Annotated in this window: 19 protein-coding genes; 5 read left to right on the top strand and 14 right to left on the bottom strand. The window is 69.0% G+C overall.

Translation table 11 applies throughout. The annotated features are described in order from the left end of the window. Positions 1–21: 21 nt before the first annotated feature. From hemC to I7X18_RS03840, 3 genes are all read right to left on the bottom strand, one after another. On the bottom strand, positions 22–966 hold the full coding sequence (gene hemC, locus I7X18_RS03850) for a hydroxymethylbilane synthase (RefSeq protein WP_193044474.1): 945 nt from the start codon (positions 964–966) through the stop codon (positions 22–24). 3 nt (positions 967–969) lie between these two features. Beyond that, positions 970–2,313: a glutamyl-tRNA reductase gene (locus I7X18_RS03845; protein ID WP_193044475.1), complete on the bottom strand. Its 1,344-nt coding sequence runs from the start codon at positions 2,311–2,313 to the stop codon at positions 970–972. 90 nt (positions 2,314–2,403) lie between these two features. Further along, positions 2,404–2,667, bottom strand: a complete 264-nt coding sequence (locus I7X18_RS03840; RefSeq protein ID WP_404822730.1) for a glutaredoxin family protein — start codon at positions 2,665–2,667, stop codon at positions 2,404–2,406. 35 nt (positions 2,668–2,702) lie between these two features. On the opposite strand from I7X18_RS03840, the gene I7X18_RS03835 reads away from it, so the two are divergent. Together I7X18_RS03835 and I7X18_RS03830 are read left to right on the top strand one after the other, a co-directional pair. Further along, positions 2,703–3,608, top strand: a complete 906-nt coding sequence (locus tag I7X18_RS03835; RefSeq protein WP_193044477.1) for an HAD family hydrolase — start codon at positions 2,703–2,705, stop codon at positions 3,606–3,608. A gap of 46 nt (positions 3,609–3,654) precedes the next feature. Next, a complete protein-coding gene (locus I7X18_RS03830) occupies positions 3,655–4,188 on the top strand; it encodes an FAS1-like dehydratase domain-containing protein (protein WP_193044478.1) in 534 nt (177 codons plus the stop codon). 9 nt (positions 4,189–4,197) lie between these two features. Here I7X18_RS03830 and I7X18_RS03825 read toward each other — a convergent pair whose 3' ends face one another. The 9 genes from I7X18_RS03825 to I7X18_RS03785 all read right to left on the bottom strand — a co-directional run bounded on the left by I7X18_RS03825 (position 4,198) and on the right by I7X18_RS03785 (position 11,885). Next, positions 4,198–5,262 (bottom strand): lysophospholipid acyltransferase family protein, encoded by a 1,065-nt coding sequence (locus I7X18_RS03825; protein ID WP_193044479.1) that lies wholly within the window; start codon positions 5,260–5,262, stop codon positions 4,198–4,200. Between the two features lie 34 nt (positions 5,263–5,296). Next, on the bottom strand, positions 5,297–6,370 hold the full coding sequence (locus tag I7X18_RS03820) for an SDR family oxidoreductase (RefSeq protein WP_193044480.1): 1,074 nt from the start codon (positions 6,368–6,370) through the stop codon (positions 5,297–5,299). Between the two features lie 49 nt (positions 6,371–6,419). After that, on the bottom strand, positions 6,420–6,521 hold the full coding sequence (locus I7X18_RS03815; protein ID WP_003402602.1) for a 30S ribosomal protein bS22: 102 nt from the start codon (positions 6,519–6,521) through the stop codon (positions 6,420–6,422). A 138-nt stretch (positions 6,522–6,659) separates the two neighbouring features. After that, positions 6,660–6,917: a helix-turn-helix domain-containing protein gene (locus tag I7X18_RS03810; protein ID WP_193044481.1), complete on the bottom strand. Its 258-nt coding sequence runs from the start codon at positions 6,915–6,917 to the stop codon at positions 6,660–6,662. Between the two features lie 138 nt (positions 6,918–7,055). After that, complete coding sequence (gene proC, locus I7X18_RS03805; protein WP_193044482.1) at positions 7,056–7,928, bottom strand: pyrroline-5-carboxylate reductase; 873 nt, start codon at positions 7,926–7,928, stop codon at positions 7,056–7,058. 63 nt (positions 7,929–7,991) lie between these two features. Next, positions 7,992–8,804: a thioesterase family protein gene (locus I7X18_RS03800; protein WP_193044483.1), complete on the bottom strand. Its 813-nt coding sequence runs from the start codon at positions 8,802–8,804 to the stop codon at positions 7,992–7,994. An 18-nt stretch (positions 8,805–8,822) separates the two neighbouring features. Next, positions 8,823–9,680, bottom strand: a complete 858-nt coding sequence (locus I7X18_RS03795) for a sugar phosphate isomerase/epimerase family protein (RefSeq protein ID WP_193044484.1) — start codon at positions 9,678–9,680, stop codon at positions 8,823–8,825. Positions 9,681–9,687: 7 nt separating this feature from the next. Continuing rightward, complete coding sequence (locus I7X18_RS03790; protein ID WP_193044485.1) at positions 9,688–10,845, bottom strand: Rv0497 family membrane protein; 1,158 nt, start codon at positions 10,843–10,845, stop codon at positions 9,688–9,690. Then, a complete protein-coding gene (locus I7X18_RS03785) occupies positions 10,842–11,885 on the bottom strand; it encodes a Ppx/GppA family phosphatase (protein ID WP_193044486.1) in 1,044 nt (347 codons plus the stop codon). Before I7X18_RS03785 ends, I7X18_RS03790 begins: the two co-directional genes overlap by 4 nt. Positions 11,886–11,982: 97 nt before the next feature. Here I7X18_RS03785 and I7X18_RS03780 point away from each other — a divergent pair, with 97 nt between their 5' ends. The 3 genes from I7X18_RS03780 (at position 11,983) to I7X18_RS03770 (ending at position 14,555) form a co-directional block, all read left to right on the top strand. Next, positions 11,983–12,759: a DUF3109 family protein gene (locus tag I7X18_RS03780; protein WP_193044487.1), complete on the top strand. Its 777-nt coding sequence runs from the start codon at positions 11,983–11,985 to the stop codon at positions 12,757–12,759. An 11-nt stretch (positions 12,760–12,770) separates the two neighbouring features. Further along, a complete protein-coding gene (locus I7X18_RS03775) occupies positions 12,771–13,058 on the top strand; it encodes a YciI family protein (protein ID WP_193044989.1) in 288 nt (95 codons plus the stop codon). Between the two features lie 96 nt (positions 13,059–13,154). Continuing rightward, a complete protein-coding gene (locus tag I7X18_RS03770; RefSeq protein ID WP_193044488.1) occupies positions 13,155–14,555 on the top strand; it encodes an HNH endonuclease signature motif containing protein in 1,401 nt (466 codons plus the stop codon). On the opposite strand, the gene regX is transcribed toward I7X18_RS03770, so the two are convergent. Further along, positions 14,518–15,204, bottom strand: coding sequence for a two-component sensory transduction protein RegX (gene regX, locus I7X18_RS03765; RefSeq protein ID WP_193044489.1), 687 nt, complete (start codon positions 15,202–15,204; stop codon positions 14,518–14,520). The two genes, I7X18_RS03770 and regX, sit on opposite strands and share 38 nt — an antisense overlap. A gap of 15 nt (positions 15,205–15,219) precedes the next feature. Next, positions 15,220–16,398: a sensor histidine kinase gene (locus I7X18_RS03760; protein WP_198730522.1), complete on the bottom strand. Its 1,179-nt coding sequence runs from the start codon at positions 16,396–16,398 to the stop codon at positions 15,220–15,222. Between the last annotated feature and the right edge of the window lie 26 nt (positions 16,399–16,424).

The raw sequence follows: 16,424 nt of genomic DNA, 5'->3' as shown, positions 1-16,424 counted from the left end.
CGCTCACTCCCGCTCTACTGCTCAGTGGTGATCCGCTATGAGCTCGCGCGCCCCCAGTTCGAACAACTCCGCGGCGACCGAGACCCCGAGGTCTGCGGCGCGGCCCGGAGTTCCGATGCCAGACGCACGGATCACGTCGGATCCGTCCAGCGCCGCCACGCAGCCGCGTAGCGACACCTCTTCGAAGATGCGGCCGTCCTCATCGATAGACTCGACCACCTCGGCGATCGCGCCCACCGGTGCGGCGCAACCCGCTTCCAGTTCGGCGAGCAGGACCCGTTCAGCGGTGACCGCCGCGCGCGTGTCGGCGTCATCCAACTCCGCCAGTAGCGCGACGAGTCCGGTGTCGCCTGCGCGGCACTCGACCGCTAGGGCACCCTGAGCCGGCGCTGGCAACATCTGCACCGGCTCGAGAGTCTCGGTGACATCGCGAAGCCGTCCGATGCGGGCCAGACCCGCCCGGGCAACCACGATGCCGTCGAGCTCACCGTTGCCGACCCTGTTCAACCTGGTATCTAGGTTGCCTCTTAGGGGGCGAATTTCCAAACCGAGACCCAGTGCTCTAAGCTGCGCGGCCCGTCGCGGGCTCGACGTGCCGATGGTGGAGCCGACGGGCAACTCCCCCAGCACCAGGCCGTCGCGGGCCACCAGGGCGTCCCTGGGGTCCTCACGACGCGGGATCGCGGGGATGGTGAACCGCTCGTCGGCGGCCGTCGGCAAATCCTTGTACGAGTGCACGGCGACGTCGACGCGGCCGTCATGGATCGCCTCGCGCAGGGCGGCGGTGAACACCCCGACGCCGATGTCGGCGATGGGACCCTGATTGCGGTCCCCCTCGGTGGAGATCAGCACCAGTTCGGCGGGATGGCCCTTTTCGATCAGCGCATCGCGGATGGTGCCGGCCTGCGTCTTCGCGAGCAGGCTGGCCCGGGTGCCGATCCGGATGGGCGCGTCGGCGTTGCTCAAGCGCTACTCGGACCTGTCGAGTTCGATGGGCAGCAAAGGCAACTCGCCTGCCGCGACCGCGTCGACCGCCTGCTGGTCGAGCTCGAACAGCTCGCGGAGCGCTTCGGCGTAACTGTCCCCGCCCGGTGCGCTGGCCAGCTGCTTCACGCGCACCGTGGGGGCATGCAGGAGTTTGTCGACGACCCGGCGGACGGTCTTGGCGACCTCGTCGCGGTGAGCGACGTCGAGTTCGGGCAACCGGTTGTCCAGGCGCAGCAACTCCGCCTCGACCACGTCCGCGGCCCGCTGCCGCAACGCGGTGACCGTCGGGGTGACCTCGGCCATCCGCTGGCCGGCCAGGTAGTTGGCGACTTCGGCGGCCACGATCGCGCGGGCGGCGTCGGCATCGGACGCCGCGGCCCGCGCCGAGGGTTCGCGCTGGATGCGCTCCATGTCGATGACGTAGACGCCGGGCAGCCCGGCGATGGCCGGTTCGACGTCCCGGGGCATTCCGAGGTCGCAGATCACCAGTTCGCGGTGCTCGGGCCGTCCGGTCAACCCGCGGTGGGCGTCGGCCAGCGACACCACCGGCCGCACCGCGCCGGTCGAGGAGACCACCACGTCGGCGTCGGCCAGCGCGTGGGCGATGTCGTCGAGGTTGTGCGCGTCAGCGGTCACGCCCTGCTCGAGCAGGCTCTGCGCCAACCGGCGGGCCCGCGGCAACGAGCGGTTCACCACGTGCACACGGTCGACGCCGGCGCGGACGAGGTGCTTGGCGGACAGGGCACCCATGGATCCGGCGCCGATGACCACGGCCGTGCGGCCGGCCAGCGAGCCGAGTTTGGCTTCGGCGATGTCGAGGGCGACCGAGACCACCGAGGCGCCTGCCGCGTCGATGCCCGTCTCGGAGTGCACGCGCTTCCCCACCGACAACGCCCGCTGCGACAGTTCGTGCAGGGTCCGGCCGACGGTGTGGTTGGCCTCGGCGGAGGTGTACGCCCGGCGGACCTGGCCGAGCACCTGCTGCTCGCCGATGACGGCGGAGTCCAGGCCGCTCGCGACGGCGAACAGATGCTCGACGGCGGCCTCGGCGTAGCGCACGTAGGCGTACTTAGTCAGATCGTTGAGGGACATGCCGCAGTGTTCGGCGAGGACCTGGCCGATCACCGACAGCCCACCGTGGAATGCGTCGACGACGGCATAGACCTCGACGCGATTGCAGGTGGACAGCACCATCGCCTCTGTCACCAGCGACGATTGCAACACCTGGTCGACGATCTTGGCCTGGTCGGATTCGTCGGTGCTCAACTGCTCGAGCACCGACACGGGGGCACTGCGGTGCGAAACCCCGAACAACAACACGCTCATGGCCTCATCACCACGTCATCCACGGTATCCGTTCACGAGCGCGCCGACCAAATTTCACCTAGTCATCTTTGTCACCCCGGCGAGGATTTGTCACTGGGCGGATCCCAGATCAGCCAGCAGTCGAGGTTCGTCGACCTCCCAGTAGCTGTGTTCGGCGCCGTCGAGCAGCACCACCGGCAACCGGTCGCCGTACTCCGCCCGCAACGCCGAGTTCCCGTCGGCCGCCGCCACGTCGACATCGGTGACGGTCAGACGGAAACCCAGCTCGCCTGCCAGCTCCGCCAGCCGGCCGGCCGCCTGCTCGCACACACTGCAGCCGGCCCGCGTCAGCAACTCGATTGCGTGATCCACCACCCCAGTATCCGGGGCCGGTGACCTAGGGTTGAGTCGTGTCCGAAATCGGGGGTACGCACGCCGAGCGGCAACAGATCGCCGGGGATGCCAGCGCGGAGGCCGCAGTCACCGATCTGGCGGCCGAACCCGTCCCGGCGCCGCCCGCGGCACCGCCGCCGGATCTGACCGCCGCGGCGTTCTTCGATGTGGACAACACGCTCGTCCACGGCTCGTCGCTGGTGCACTTCGCCCGCGGCCTGGCCGCCCGCAAGTACTTCACCTACGGCGACCTCGGGCGCTTCGCGTACGCACAGGCGAAGTTCCAGCTCACCGGCAGAGAGAACAGCCACGACGTCGCGGCGGGCAGGCGCAAGGCCCTGGCGTTCATCGAGGGCCGTTCGACGGCGGAGCTGGTCGACCTCGGCGAGGACATCTACGACGAGATCATCGCCTCCAAGATCTGGCCGGGCACCCGCGCGCTGGCGCAGATGCATCTCGACGCCGGCCAGCAGGTCTGGCTGGTGACCGCGACGCCCTATGAACTCGCCGCGACCATCGCCCGCCGCCTCGGCCTGACCGGCGCACTCGGCACGGTCGCCGAATCGGTGGACGGGGTGTTCACCGGCCGGCTGGTCGGCGACATCCTGCACGGCACCGGCAAGGCGCACGCCGTGCGCTCCCTGGCCATCCGCGAGGGTCTGAACCTGCGGCGCTGCACCGCCTACTCCGACAGCTTCAACGACGTGCCGATGCTGTCGCTGGTCGGCACGGCGGTCGCGATCAACCCGGACGCCGCACTGCGCGGCGTCGCCCGCGAACGCGGGTGGGAGATCCGCGACTTCCGCACCGCCCGCAAAGCGGCCCGCATCGGGGTGCCGTCGGCTGTCGCGCTGGGTGCACTCGGCGGTGCGCTGGCGGCGGTGGTGTCACGCCGCCAGGACGGCCACACCGGATGGCGCTGATAGGCTCGCGCCGCCAAGCACGTCGACGCGGGGAGTACGCGAAGCCATGGCCATCGCTGAAGAAATCATCGGCACCCACTACCGGTATCCGGACTATTTCGAGGTGGACCGCGAGAAGATCCGCGAGTTCGCCCGCGCCGTCAAGGACGACCATCCGGCGCACCACGACGAAGCGGCCGCCGAGGAGTCCGGTTACGACGCGCTGATCGCCTCGCTGACGTTCCTCGCAGTGGCCGGGCGCAAGGTCCAGGCCGAGATCTTCAATCAGTTCGACGTGCCGATCAACATGGAGCGGATGCTGCACCGCGACCAGAAGATCGTCTTCCACCGGCCGGTCCTGGCCGGCGACAAACTGTTCTTCGACTCCTACCTGGACTCGGTGATCGAGGCGCACGGCACCGTCGTCACCGAGGTCCGCGGAGAGGTCAGCGACGAGGCCGGGCAACCGGTGCTGACCAGTATCGTCACCGTGATCGGCGAGGCCGCCCACGACAACGAGGCCGACGAGATCAGCGCGACGATCAAGGCCCGCCGCGATGCGGCGATCGCGAAGATGGTCTCCGGGCAGAACGCGAAGTAGCCCCGGCGGTCAGCCGAAGAACGTGTTCCGGCGGCCGGCGAGCAACTGGTAGAGCGTGTGCTGGATGGTCTCGCGCACCTGGTCGGTCAGTTCGAAGGTGATCATCGGATCGTCGGCGGCGGACTCGTCGTACTCCTCGGTGTAGATCGGCTCACCGAACTGGATGTGCCACTTCGACGGCAGCGGCACCAGACCCAGCGGACCGGCCACCGGGAACAGCGGCGTCACCGGGAAGTACGGCAGGCCGAGTAGCCGCGCGAGCAGCTTGACGTCGGCCATCATCGGGTAGATCTCCTCGGACCCGACGATGGAGCACGGCACGATCGGCGCGCGGGTGCGCAGCGCCGCCGAGACGAACCCGCCCCGGCCGAACCGCTGCAGCTTGTACCGGTCTTTGAAGTGCTTGCCGAGCCCCTTGTAGCCCTCGGGGAACACCGCGGTCAGCTCACCGGCCGCCAGCAGCCGGTGCGCGTCTGAGGTGCACGCCATGGTGTGGCCGGCCTTGCGCGCGGCCTGTCCGACCATCGGCAGGTCGAACACCAGGTCGGCGGCCAGCAGCCGCAGATCGCGGTGGGCGGGGTGCTTGTCCTTCACCGCGACCGAGGTCATCAGCCCGTCGAACGGCAGCACGCCGGCGTGGTTGGCCACCACGAGGGCCGCACCCTCGGCGGGCAGGTTCTCGATCCCGCTGACCTCGACCCGGAACCACGAGTTGAACAGCACCCGCAGGATCGGCAGGAACACGGCGCTGTTGAGGTGCGAGTCGAATCCGAACTCGTCGACGGTGTAGTCACCCGACATCCGCTTGCGGACGAACTCGGCGACCGCGGCGATGCGCTGGGCGAGTTCGTTGGGGGTGTCCTCTAGTGGGGAGCCGCCGGCGGCGGCGCCGCGGTGCTGGTCGATCTCGCGCACCACCGCGGCGATCTGCTCGGCCGAGGCCCGGCTACCGGGGTCGGAGAGAAGCGAGGGATGACGACGCGCGCTGTCCGTGCGCTGAGCCGCCCGTCTCGCGGCGCCCCGACCCGAATTGCCATGCAGTGGAATGACTTTGGCTTTAGACTCACCCGACACGTACTCTTCACCCCACCGATTCCGTCAGTTTTTTCTAACGTCCCCAACGCTGCGCCGCAGCGACTGCGCGGCCCTCCACCGAGCGTACCCATCGTGGATCAACGATCGGCGTCAGTCCATGACCGCGCACGTAATCGTCAAAAGCCTCCGCCGTAGTCCACTTTGGGCTATAACCGAGGACCTCCCGCATCCGCGTGGTGTCCATGACCCGGCCGTAACTCAGGTAGTTCAGCTGCTCGCGATCGAGTTCAGTGTATCGGGTTGCCCGTCGCAGCGAGTCCACGAGCGTCAGCGCCGACCGCGGCACCGGCAGTGGGACCCGCCCGGAGCGCCGAATCGCCTGGCTCATCATGATGATCCCGGAGGCGCCGACGTTGAACGTGCCCGCCCTGCCCGCGATCGTCGCGCGCTCCAGCACACCGAGCGCATCCTGTTCGTGCAGCAGCTGCAGCCGGGGGTCCTGTCCGAGCACCGTCGGCACCACCGGCCCGGCCAGGTACCGCGACAGGGCGGTGTCCATCGCCGGACCGATCATGTTGGCCAGCCGCAGGATGGTGACCGTGATGTCCGATCGGCGCCGCCCGAGCCCGCGCGCGTAGCCCTCGATGTCGATGCTGTCGCGGGCGAAGCCCTCCCCCGGCGGCCGGCGCGCATCGGTGTTCTCCGTGAACATCACCGGATCCCGGGGACTCGAGCCGTACACCTCGGAGGTGGACTTGAGGATCACCCGCCGTACCGACGGCGCCTTCTGACACGCCGCGAAGAGCTGGATCGCGCCCATCACGTTGAGCTCTTTCAACGTGACCCGGCCACCGGCCCGCGGCGCGTAGGAGGCCGCGGCGGCGTGCACCACCGTGTCCACGTCGCCATTGCGAATGACCTTCGCGATGAACGGGTTCCGGATGTCCGCCCGGACGAACTCGGCACGGCCCATCCGCCGCAGCAGATCCTTGCTCGGTGCGACCGCGTCGACGGCGATCACCTGGCTGATCAACGGGTTCTGTGCCAACCGCGCAGTGAGGTACCCACCGAGAAAGCGGCATGCCCCCGTGACCAGCACCACCTTCGGGTACTGGACGGCGTCACCCGGGGTGCTGGAATCCACCACGCCAGCCTAACGGCTGCGGCTGGGAGACACCCCGGAGACGGCCGTGAGGTTACTTGCCGAGTTTTCTGCGCTGCACCCGTGTCCGGCGAAGCAGTTTGCGGTGCTTCTTCTTCGACATGCGCTTACGCCGCTTCTTGATGACTGAACCCATTGACTCCGCTACCTACGTATTCCTCGGTCCGAGTCGGGTCCCGACCCGACGATCGGCCCGACGTCCGGATTGACGTCCAACCCGGACACCTTACCCAAGAGGCGCAGGTGAACGAAAACGTCGGGTCAGCCGACCCGGTCAGCCAGCGTCGAAGTACGAACTCTCCAGCATGTCGTGGACGGCTTTGGCGTGCACCCGGAACGACCGGCCCACCCGGACCGCGGGCAGCTCACCGTTGTGCACCAGGCGGTACACCGTCATCTTGCTGACCCTCATCAGACTCGCCACTTCGGCGACCGTGAGAAATTGCGCCCGTGGCTGTTGGCCGTCGGGAGCATTGCTGTCCCGCTTACCGCCAGCCGAGTCACGTGCCGATGGCCCGTTCATAGACGTCATCGCAACCCAATCCATCAGGCGCGGGCAGTTCCAGCGGCTTCCCCACCGCTGGCACCGACCCGTGCATACACGAGGAGAATAGCGTGGCGGATGGGGTTACTGCGACGGGTGTGGGCTAATCCATCGGAAATCCACGAACTACTCTGTTGTAATTCCTAGCTGCTCAGAGCGGGTTTTCGCGGCATCGACCGCATTCGCCACCGCCGACCGCAAACCACCGCGTTCGAGTTCCCGCAGCCCAGCGGCGGTGGTACCGGCCGGTGAGGTAACCGTAGCGCGAAGCTGCGCCGCCGTGGTGTCCATCGACGTACCCATGGCCGCATCGCCCACCGGCTGCGCGTCGTCGAGGCGCTCGAGCAGCATCGCGGCCGAACCCGCCATCGTCTGGACCACCAGATCGGTGGCCACCGTCCGCGACAACCCGTTCGCCACGGCGGCGTCCACCAACGCCTCCACCATCAGGAAGAAGTAGGCCGGCCCGGACCCCGACACCGCGGTGACCGCGTCCAGCTGCGACTCCGGCACCGTCAGCACCCCGCCGACCGAGTCGAAGATCGCCGAGACCTCTCGGAGATGCTCCGCGGTCGCGAAGCGTCCTGCTGCCAGCGCGCTGACTCCCCCGCCGACGACCACCGGCGCGTTGGGCATCGCGCGGATCACCGGAGCGCCCGCGGGGAGTTTGTTCTCGTAGTAGGCGGTGGGCACCCCCGCCGCGACGGTCACGAAGACCTGCTCGGCGGTGTCGGTCTCGGCGTTGGCGGCGGCTTCGGCGATGTCGTCGATGACGTGTTCGACGTCGGCCGGTTTCACCGCGACGAGGACGTAGTTGGCGTTGTCGGTGGCCTCGACGACCGAGGTGACCAAGACGGAATACTTCTCGGCGAGGAACTTCGCGCGCTCCGGATGCTTCTCGGCGACCACCAGATCCTTGACCTGTCTGCCCGCCCGGAGCATGCCGGACAGCAGTGCTTCGCCCATACTTCCGCCACCGATGATCGCGATTCTGGCCATGCGCCAAAGCATGGCATGTCGGGCGCGGACGTCATCATCCGGCGCGCGCCATCCGACGCGTCACTAAGCGGCGGGCACCATCGCCAACTGCCGGCTCTGCACGATGATGTGGCCCTCGCAGTCGACGACGATGTGGTCCGCGTCGAACCACTCCTGGCCGATCTGCGTCGTCGTGCAGATCACCCGCAGCCAGCCGTCGGCGGGCCGGGCCCGCAGGAAGGCCGTCAGCTGCACCGTGGGCGCCCAACCGAACCGGTTGACCCCGAACGTCACCGGAGCCGACACGTCGCCACACAGCAGCGCGAAGAGGACGTCGGGCGCGGCGCCGTGGGGCCGGACCCAGTACTCGATCACCGGCGGCCCGCCGTCGGAGCGCGGCGCCATCGTGGTGAGCGACGGCCGGATGTCGCACCCGTGCGCGAGGTGCACGATGTCGGCCATGTGATGACCCGGGCCGATCGGCGCCAGCCCCGGCGGGGGCTCCGGCGTCATCAACGGCACGACCGGGTTGGCCGACAGCAGCGGTGCCACGTCGTGCTCTGGCTCCCCGAGGGTGATCGCCGCGCGCACCGCACTTCTGTCCCCTTGGAGGAGTTCGACGTCGATCAGGCTCACCCGGCGGCCGCGTTTGCGCACCGTCGTGACGACCTGCATCGGCCCCGGGTCGGGCGCCCACAGGAAGTTCGCCGACACCGCAATCGGTTCCACGCCCTCGCCGCCGTGCTCAGTGCGCGCGGCGTTCGCGCACAGCGCCAGCATGGCGCCGCCGTGCACCTTCGGCCCGATCGTCCAGTGCTCGTTGAGCTGCCCGCCGTAGACGCCGTCGCCCAGCGCGGTCAGCGCCATCGCATCGGCGAACAGGGTCGAACTAGACATCCGTGGTCCTCCGTCTTCTCAGCGCAGCAGGTGCGCCCTGGCGTACTGCAGCGATTCGCGCAGCAGCGCCTCGCGCTCGTTGGCGGTACGCGCCCCGGACGTGGTGACCTCGAGGATCACATGCCCGCTGAAGTCACCGTTGGCCAGCATCTGGCACACCTCGGCGGTCGGTTGGGTGCCGCGGCCGGGGACGAGGTGCTCGTCGGCCGAGGCGCCGCTGCCGTCGGCCAGGTGCAGGTGCACCAGCCCGTCCGGACCATCGATGCCCATCCGCTGCGCCATCTCGACCGCGTCGGTGCCCGCGGTCGCCGTGTGGGACAGGTCGAGGGTGTAGTGCGCGTGCTCACCGTCGAGCGGGTCGTAGGACGGGGCGAACGCCGAGATGGCCGGCCCCGGTCTGCCGCCGCGTTTGCGCATCCGCTCGATCGACGTCTGACCGACGCCGAAGAACCGGTCGGTGCGAAACGGGAACATGTTCTCCACGGCGACCATCACGTCGCTGCCCGCCTCGAGTTCGGCGACCTGTTCGCTGAACCCTTCGGCGTAGCGGCGCTGCCATCGGAACGGCGGATGGACGACGACGGTCTGCGCGCCGAGTTGTTCGGCGGCGCGCACGCTGCGGTCGAGTTTGGGGATCGGGTTGGCGCCCCACACCCGCTGGGAGATCAGCAGGCACGGCGCGTGCACCGACAGCACCGGCATGCCGTAGCGCTCGGACAGCTTGGCGACGGCGTCGACATCCTGGCTGACGGCCTCGGCCCACACCATCAGCTCGACACCGTCGTAGCCGAGGCGTGCGGCGTACTCGAAAGCGGCCTCGGTCCTCAGCGGGTAGACCGAGGCCGTCGACAGACCGACCTTGATCGCGGGGCGCACAGGGTGACTAGCCGGACTGCAACAACGCGAGCGGCCCCAGCGTGACCAAGGCGCCGACCGCCACGGCGATGAGTGTGCTGCCGATGTCCTCGGTCTTGCGCACCACGCGCACCCCCACCACCAATCCGAGAATGACCAGCACCGACAGCACCAGGGCGACGATGTTGTTCCACTTCCACAGCTGGTCGAAGGCGATGAACAGGCCCGCACCGAATGCGACCGCGATGATGCACTGCCCGACGATCCAGGCGCCCCGCAGGAACGCCGCCATACGACCGTCCGGCGCGACCTCGTCGTGCAGGTCCTCCTCTTCGAGGTCCTCTTCGTCGGCGTCCTCGACCTCGACGTCGACCAGGTCGTCCTCGTTGATCGTGCGGGTGCGCTTACCCCGCCGGGCGAGGTCGTCGGCGACGGTGCCACCGCCGAACAACGGGCCGGCCGAGGACCGCAGATAGGACGGCAACTCGTCGTCGTCGGAGCGTTCGAGCCGCGCGGGCTCGTCGAGGTCCATCGGCGGATCGCCCAGATCCGCCGCGGTCTCGTCGTCGTCATCGAGGAGCGGGTCGGGACTCATCTCCTCGGCGCCGACAGCGCTGCCCGGTGTGAGATCGACGGACTCGTCGTCGTCCTCGTCCTCGATGACCTCGACGACGATGACATCGGCGTCGAATTCGTCGGCCTCGAATTCGTCGGCCTCGATGACGTCGGCCTCGATGACGTCGATGACGTCGGCCGCCGGCTCGCTGTCGACCGGTTCCGTGACGTCGGTGGTCTCGTTCGCACCGACCGTGTCGGTGACATCAGCGGTCTCGGTGACGTCGGCCTCGATGACGTCGGCCTCGATGACGTCGGCCTCGATGACGTCGGCCTCGGTGGTCTGCGGTTCAGGCTCGATGACCGTCTGCTGCCCGGCGCCGTTGAGCGGGATGCGGGAGGTCTCGTCGGCGTGGTGGTCGGCGGCCGGTTCCTCGCGGGCGTCGTGCGAGCGGTCGCTGATGATCGGGATCTCACCGGTGAGTTCAGCGACGGTCACCGCATCGGCGTTGCCGCGGCGACGCCTGCGCCGGCCCCCGACGGGAGGCGCGCCGATGCTGCCGTTCTTCGCCAGCAACTCGGCGACGGAGATCGGCCGGGTGTTGCTGGAGCTGTTATCTGGTTCTGTCATCGTGTGTTGCCTTTAGTGGCAGTTGGGCTGAGCGCCTTGTGTCCAGCATCCCGCACGGGCGTCTCCACCGCGGCGAGTTCACCCACACCGCTGACGCCGACGAACGGACTCCCGTCGGCCTCACTGTCGAGTTTCCGCAGAATCAGACCCTCCCGCAACGCCCACGGACAGATGTCCACGGACTCGATTCCGAGCGCCCGCATACTCGCCTCAGCCACCAACGCTCCGGCCACGATCTGTGGCGCTCGCTCGGCACTCACCCCTTCCAATTCCGCTCGGTCGGCCGCGGTCATCCTAGAGATGAAAGCTATGAGCTGCCGCAGCCCTGTCACCGTCAGCGTCCGCTTGACCCGCGGCCCCGCCCCCGACGGCGCGGCACCGGTGAGGCGCGCGAGGCTCCGGAACGTCTTCGACGTCGCGACGGTCAAGTCGGGGCTGCCCGCTTCGAGCAGCTCGGTGCCCGCATCCGACAGTTCGGTGGCCAGCCAGTCCCGCAGCATCGCCACCCGGCGCCGGCCCGGCGGATCGTCGGGTAGCCATTCGCGGGTCAGGCGGCCGGCGCCCAGCGGCAGCGACAGCGCGACCTCGGGTTCCTCGTCGACGCCGTTGGACAGTTCCAGCGAGCCCCCGCCGATGTCGATGTTGATGATGCGGCCCGCGCTCCAGCCGTACCAGCGCCGCACGGCCAGGAACGTCAACCGCGACTCGTCGACGCCGCTGAGCACCCGCAGCCGCACACCGGTCTCGGCGAGCACGCGCGCCAGCACATCATCGGAGTTGGTGGCGTCGCGCACCGCGGAGGTGGCGAACGCCATCAACTCCGCGCAGCCCGAACTCGCGGCGATCTTGGCGAATTCGTCGACGGTGTCGACGAGCCGGTCGGCCCCCTTGCGGGTGAGTTTTCCGGAGTTGTCGATCGCCTCGGCCAGCCGCAGGGACGCCTTGGTCGAGCTCATCGGCGTCGGGTGGCCACCCCGCCGAGCGTCCACCACAAGCAGGTGAACGGTATTGCTGCCCACGTCGAGAACGCCCAGTCGCACGGTTCCAACCTATCCCGTCGGCGCTGCCCGTCCTCGCGCCGACACCCCTCTTCAGGTGCGGCGCGGCTCCCCGGTGGGGCGGGTAGCGTTGGCATCCGTGATGCCAGCCCATCCCGGCGAGGTGGAGCTCGACTTCGCCCGTGAGTGGGTCGAGTTCTACGACCCGGACAATTCCGAGCACCTGATCGCCGCGGACATGACGTGGTTGCTGTCGCGGTGGACGTGTGTCTTCGGCACACCGGCCTGCCAGGGCACCGTCGAAGGCCGGCCGGACGACGGCTGCTGCTCGCACGGAGCGTTCCTGTCTGACGACGACGACCGGGCCCGCCTCGACGACGCCGTCTCCCACCTGACCGCCGACGACTGGCAGTTCCGCGAGAAAGGCCTGGGTAAGAAGGGCTATCTCGAGATGGACGAATACGACGACAAACCCAACCTGCGGACCCGTAAGTACAAGGGCGCCTGCATTTTCCTCAACCGGCCGGGCTTCCCCGGCGGCATCGGCTGCGCGCTGCACAGCAAGGCCCTCAAACTGGGCGTCGAACCGCTGACGATGAAGCCCGACGTGTGCTGGCAGTTGCCGATTCGCCGGACACAGGACTGGGTGACGCGTCCCGACGGTTCGGAGATCCTGCGGACGACGATCACCGAGTACGACCGCCGCGGCTGGGGTGAGGGCGGTGCCGATCTGCACTGGTACTGCACCGGCGATCCGGCCGCGCACGTCGGCGCGCGGCAGGTGTACGAGTCCTACGGCCCCGAGCTGACCGAATTGCTCGGCGAGAAGGCCTATGCAGAGATGGCGGCCATGTGCCGGCGGCGCAGCGGCCTCGGACTGATCGCGGTGCATCCCGCGACCCGGGCGGCGCAGTGAGCACACAGGGGTTGTTCCTGTTCAAGCTCGTGCCGCCGCGCGCCGACTTCGCGCAGACGATGACGGCCGACGAACAGCAGGCGATGGCCGGGCACCAGGACTACTGGCGCGAGCTGCTGCAGGCCGGAAAGGTCGTGGTCTACGGTCCGGTGGCCGATCCGGAGGGTGTCTGGGGGTTGGGCGTGGTGCGCGCGGCCGACCGGGCCGAGGTCCTGGAGATCGGCAGACACGACCCGTCGGTGCTTGCGGGGGTGAACACCTTCGAGGTGTTCGAGATCATGGGCGGCCTCGCGGGTTGACCCCGCTCGTCCACAGCGGCGGGTGCATCCACAGGGCGGCGAGATCGCCGAGTCCACGCGTCGGCGTGTCAGCGCCCGCGGCTAGCGTTCGCAAGCATGTTCGAAGAACTGGTCGAAGGTGTATCCGGTGCCGCGGCCGTCGGCGCGTGGGCACAGGCGGAGAACGCCGCATGCGCGCGGCGACTGAAGGCCGTCGCGGAGCTGCTCGAATCGCGCCTGGGTGAGGTGGACGCCGCCGAACGCGAGCAGCGGTGCCTGGCCAACTGGGATGCGGTCAGCGCCGAAGTGGGCGCGGAGATGAACGTGTCCCTCGGCGTCGCATCGCATCAGCTGACCGTGGCGAAGGCGCTGCACGACCGGTTGCCGCGCCTCGCCGAGGTGTTCGCCACCGGCGCGGTCTCCTACCGGCTGGTGAACGCCGTCGCCTTCCGCACCGCGCTGATCAAGGACGCCGAGACGATGGCCGCCGTCGACTCCGCCGTCGCGGCGCACGCGGACACCTGGATGCGGCTGACCGCCGACAGAGCCGAGCAGGCGATCGACTACTGGGTCGACCGTCACGATCCGTATGCGTTGCGCCGCACCGGGATCGCGGCGCGTTCCCGCGGCGTGACGGTTGACGTGCCCGACGGCAGCGGCACCGGGGCGGTGTGGGCCACGCTGTACGCCGACGACGCAGCGGTACTCGACAACCGCCTCGACAGCATGGCGCGCGCGGTGTGCGACGACGATCCGCGGGACCTCGGACAACGCCGCGCCGACGCGCTCGGGGCGTTGGTCAGCGGTGACGACGGACTCGAATGCCGCTGCGGTCGCACACGGTGTGCCGCCGCGATAACGACACCGGGCTGCGTGGTGGTGCACGTGATCGCCGAGGAGACAAGCCTTTCGGCCAGTGTCGGCGCACAGCTCGACGGCGCCGACCCGGAGCGCAAGGGGCCAGGCAAGACGCTGCGGCAGATGACGCTGGGCGAGGCCTTCTGGCAGCCCGCACCGACCGGGCCGACGATCGCGGGCCCCGGCGTGATGCTCGGCGGGGGCATACTGCCCGCACCGGTGCTCGCCGAGGTGGGCCGTTCGGCGACCATCCGAAGGCTGGTCCACCCGGGCGCCGCGCCACCGGAGAAGGGCTGCACACCGTCGCAGGCGCTCGCCGACTTCGTCCGGTGCCGCGATCTGACGTGTCGCTTTCCCGGGTGCGATCAGCCGGCGCAGCAGTGCGGCATCAACCACACGATCCCGTGGCCGGCAGGCCCCACCCAGGCGGCCAACCTGAAAGCGCTGTGCCGGGAACACCAGCGGCTCAAGCGATCCGGAGAGTGGCGCGACGAGCAGCTGCCGGACGGCACGGTGGTGTGGCGGTCGCCGGGCGGCCGGGCCCACACCACCCACCCCGGCAGTGCGCTCCTCTTCCCGTCACTGTGCCGGCCGACGGCGGCGGTCGAGCAGAGCGGTGGGCTCAGCCCTCGAGCTTGTACCCCAGGCCCCGCACCGTGACCAGGTGGACCGGGTTGGCGGGATCCGCCTCGATCTTCGACCGCAGCCGCTTCACGTGAACGTCAAGGGTTTTGGTGTCACCGACATAGTCCGCACCCCACACCCGGTCGATGAGCTGACCGCGGGTCAACACCCGCCCACTGTTGCGCATCAGGTATTCGAGAAGATCGAACTCCTTGAGCGGCAACGTGATCGGTTCACCGTTGACGCTGACCACGTGGCGTTCGACGTCCATCCGGACGGGTCCGGCCTCGAGCACCCCGTCGGGAATGCCGGGGTCGTCCGCGTCCACGCCGCGACGCAGCACCGCCCGGATCCGCGCGATCAGCTCGCGGGCCGAATACGGTTTGGTGACGTAGTCGTCGGCGCCGAGCTCCAGCCCGACGACCTTGTCGATCTCGCTGTCGCGGGCGGTCACCATGATCACCGGCACACTGGACCGGGCACGCAGCTGCTTGCAGACGTCGGTGCCGCTCATCCCGGGCAGCATCAGGTCCAACAGCACGATGTCGGCACCGGCACGGTCGAACTCCGCCAGCGCCGAGGGCCCGTCAGCCACGATGGTGGTTTCGAACCCCTCTTTGCGCAGCAGGAAGGCCAGGGGATCGGCCAAGGACTCCTCGTCCTCCACGATCAACACACTGGTCATAGGTCTCTGGTCCTCCTATTGGGTCGTTACATCGTCCGGATCTTCGGAGTGGGGGTGGGCCGGAATCGACAAGGTGAACGTCGATCCGGTACCCGGCTGACTCCACAGCCGGATGGCTCCGTTGTGATTGGCGGCGACGTGTTTGACGATCGCGAGGCCGAGCCCGGTGCCGCCGGTCGCCCTGGACCGCGCCTTGTCGACCCGGAAGAAGCGTTCGAAGACCCGCTCCTGATCGTCCTTGTCGATGCCGATCCCGCGGTCGGTCACCGAGATCTCGATGTTGTCGCCGCGGCGCCGCCGGCTCACCGACACCGACGTGCCGCGCGGCGAGTAGGCGATGGCGTTCGACACGAGGTTTGCCAGCGCGGTGACCAGCAGGGGCTGGTCACCCAGCACCTTGTACCCGGTCGGGGTGTCGGTGGTGATCGCGATGTCGGCGTTGTCGGCCGCCACCTTGTGTCGCGACAGCGCCTCGGAGACGACGGTGTCCACGTCGACGGCGCCGAGGTCCGGCAGCCGCTCGGCGCCCTGCAGCCGGGACAATTCGATCAGCTCGCCCACCATGTCGGCGAGGCGGTGGGCTTCGGCGACCATCTTGTCGGCGAAGTGCCGCACGGTCTCGGGGTCGTCGGCCGAGGCCAGCAGCGCTTCGGCGAGCAACCCCATCGCGCCGACCGGGGTCTTGAGTTCGTGGCTCACGTTGGCAACAAAGTCCCTGCGAGTGGCTTCCATGCGGGCGTATTCGGACTGGTCGTCGACGTACACGACCGCGAAGCGGCGGTCCGCCGCGGTGAGCAGCCGCACCGTGCCGCGCACCGACAGACCCGACCGGCCGGGGTGGGCGACCTTGCGCGGGGACAGGTCGACCTGGATGTCCTCCCCGGCGCTCAGGGTGCGCTGGGCGGCCTGCCACGCCCGTTCGTCGAGCAACCGCTCCCTGACCAGGCCGAGTTCGGCCGCCCGGGCATTGCTGTAGACCACGTCACGGAATTTGTCGACGACCACGATCCCGACCGGCGACGACGACACGATGTGGGCCAGCATCTGCGACACCGTGATACCCGCCGCCTCGGCCGCCCGCCGCCGGCGCCGCTTCTCCACCCGTGGGGTGAGCGCGACGCCAACCCCCACGCCCACCAGCAGCGTGAGTAGCGCCACGACTGCCGTCATCAGCAGCGCGGAAACCACACTCACGCGAAAATCGTACGCATGCGGTGAAC

It is taken from the genome of Mycolicibacterium baixiangningiae, assembly GCF_016313185.1.
GTDB lineage: Bacteria > Actinomycetota > Actinomycetes > Mycobacteriales > Mycobacteriaceae > Mycobacterium > Mycobacterium baixiangningiae.
This window is presented reverse-complemented; position numbering and strand designations above follow the sequence as displayed.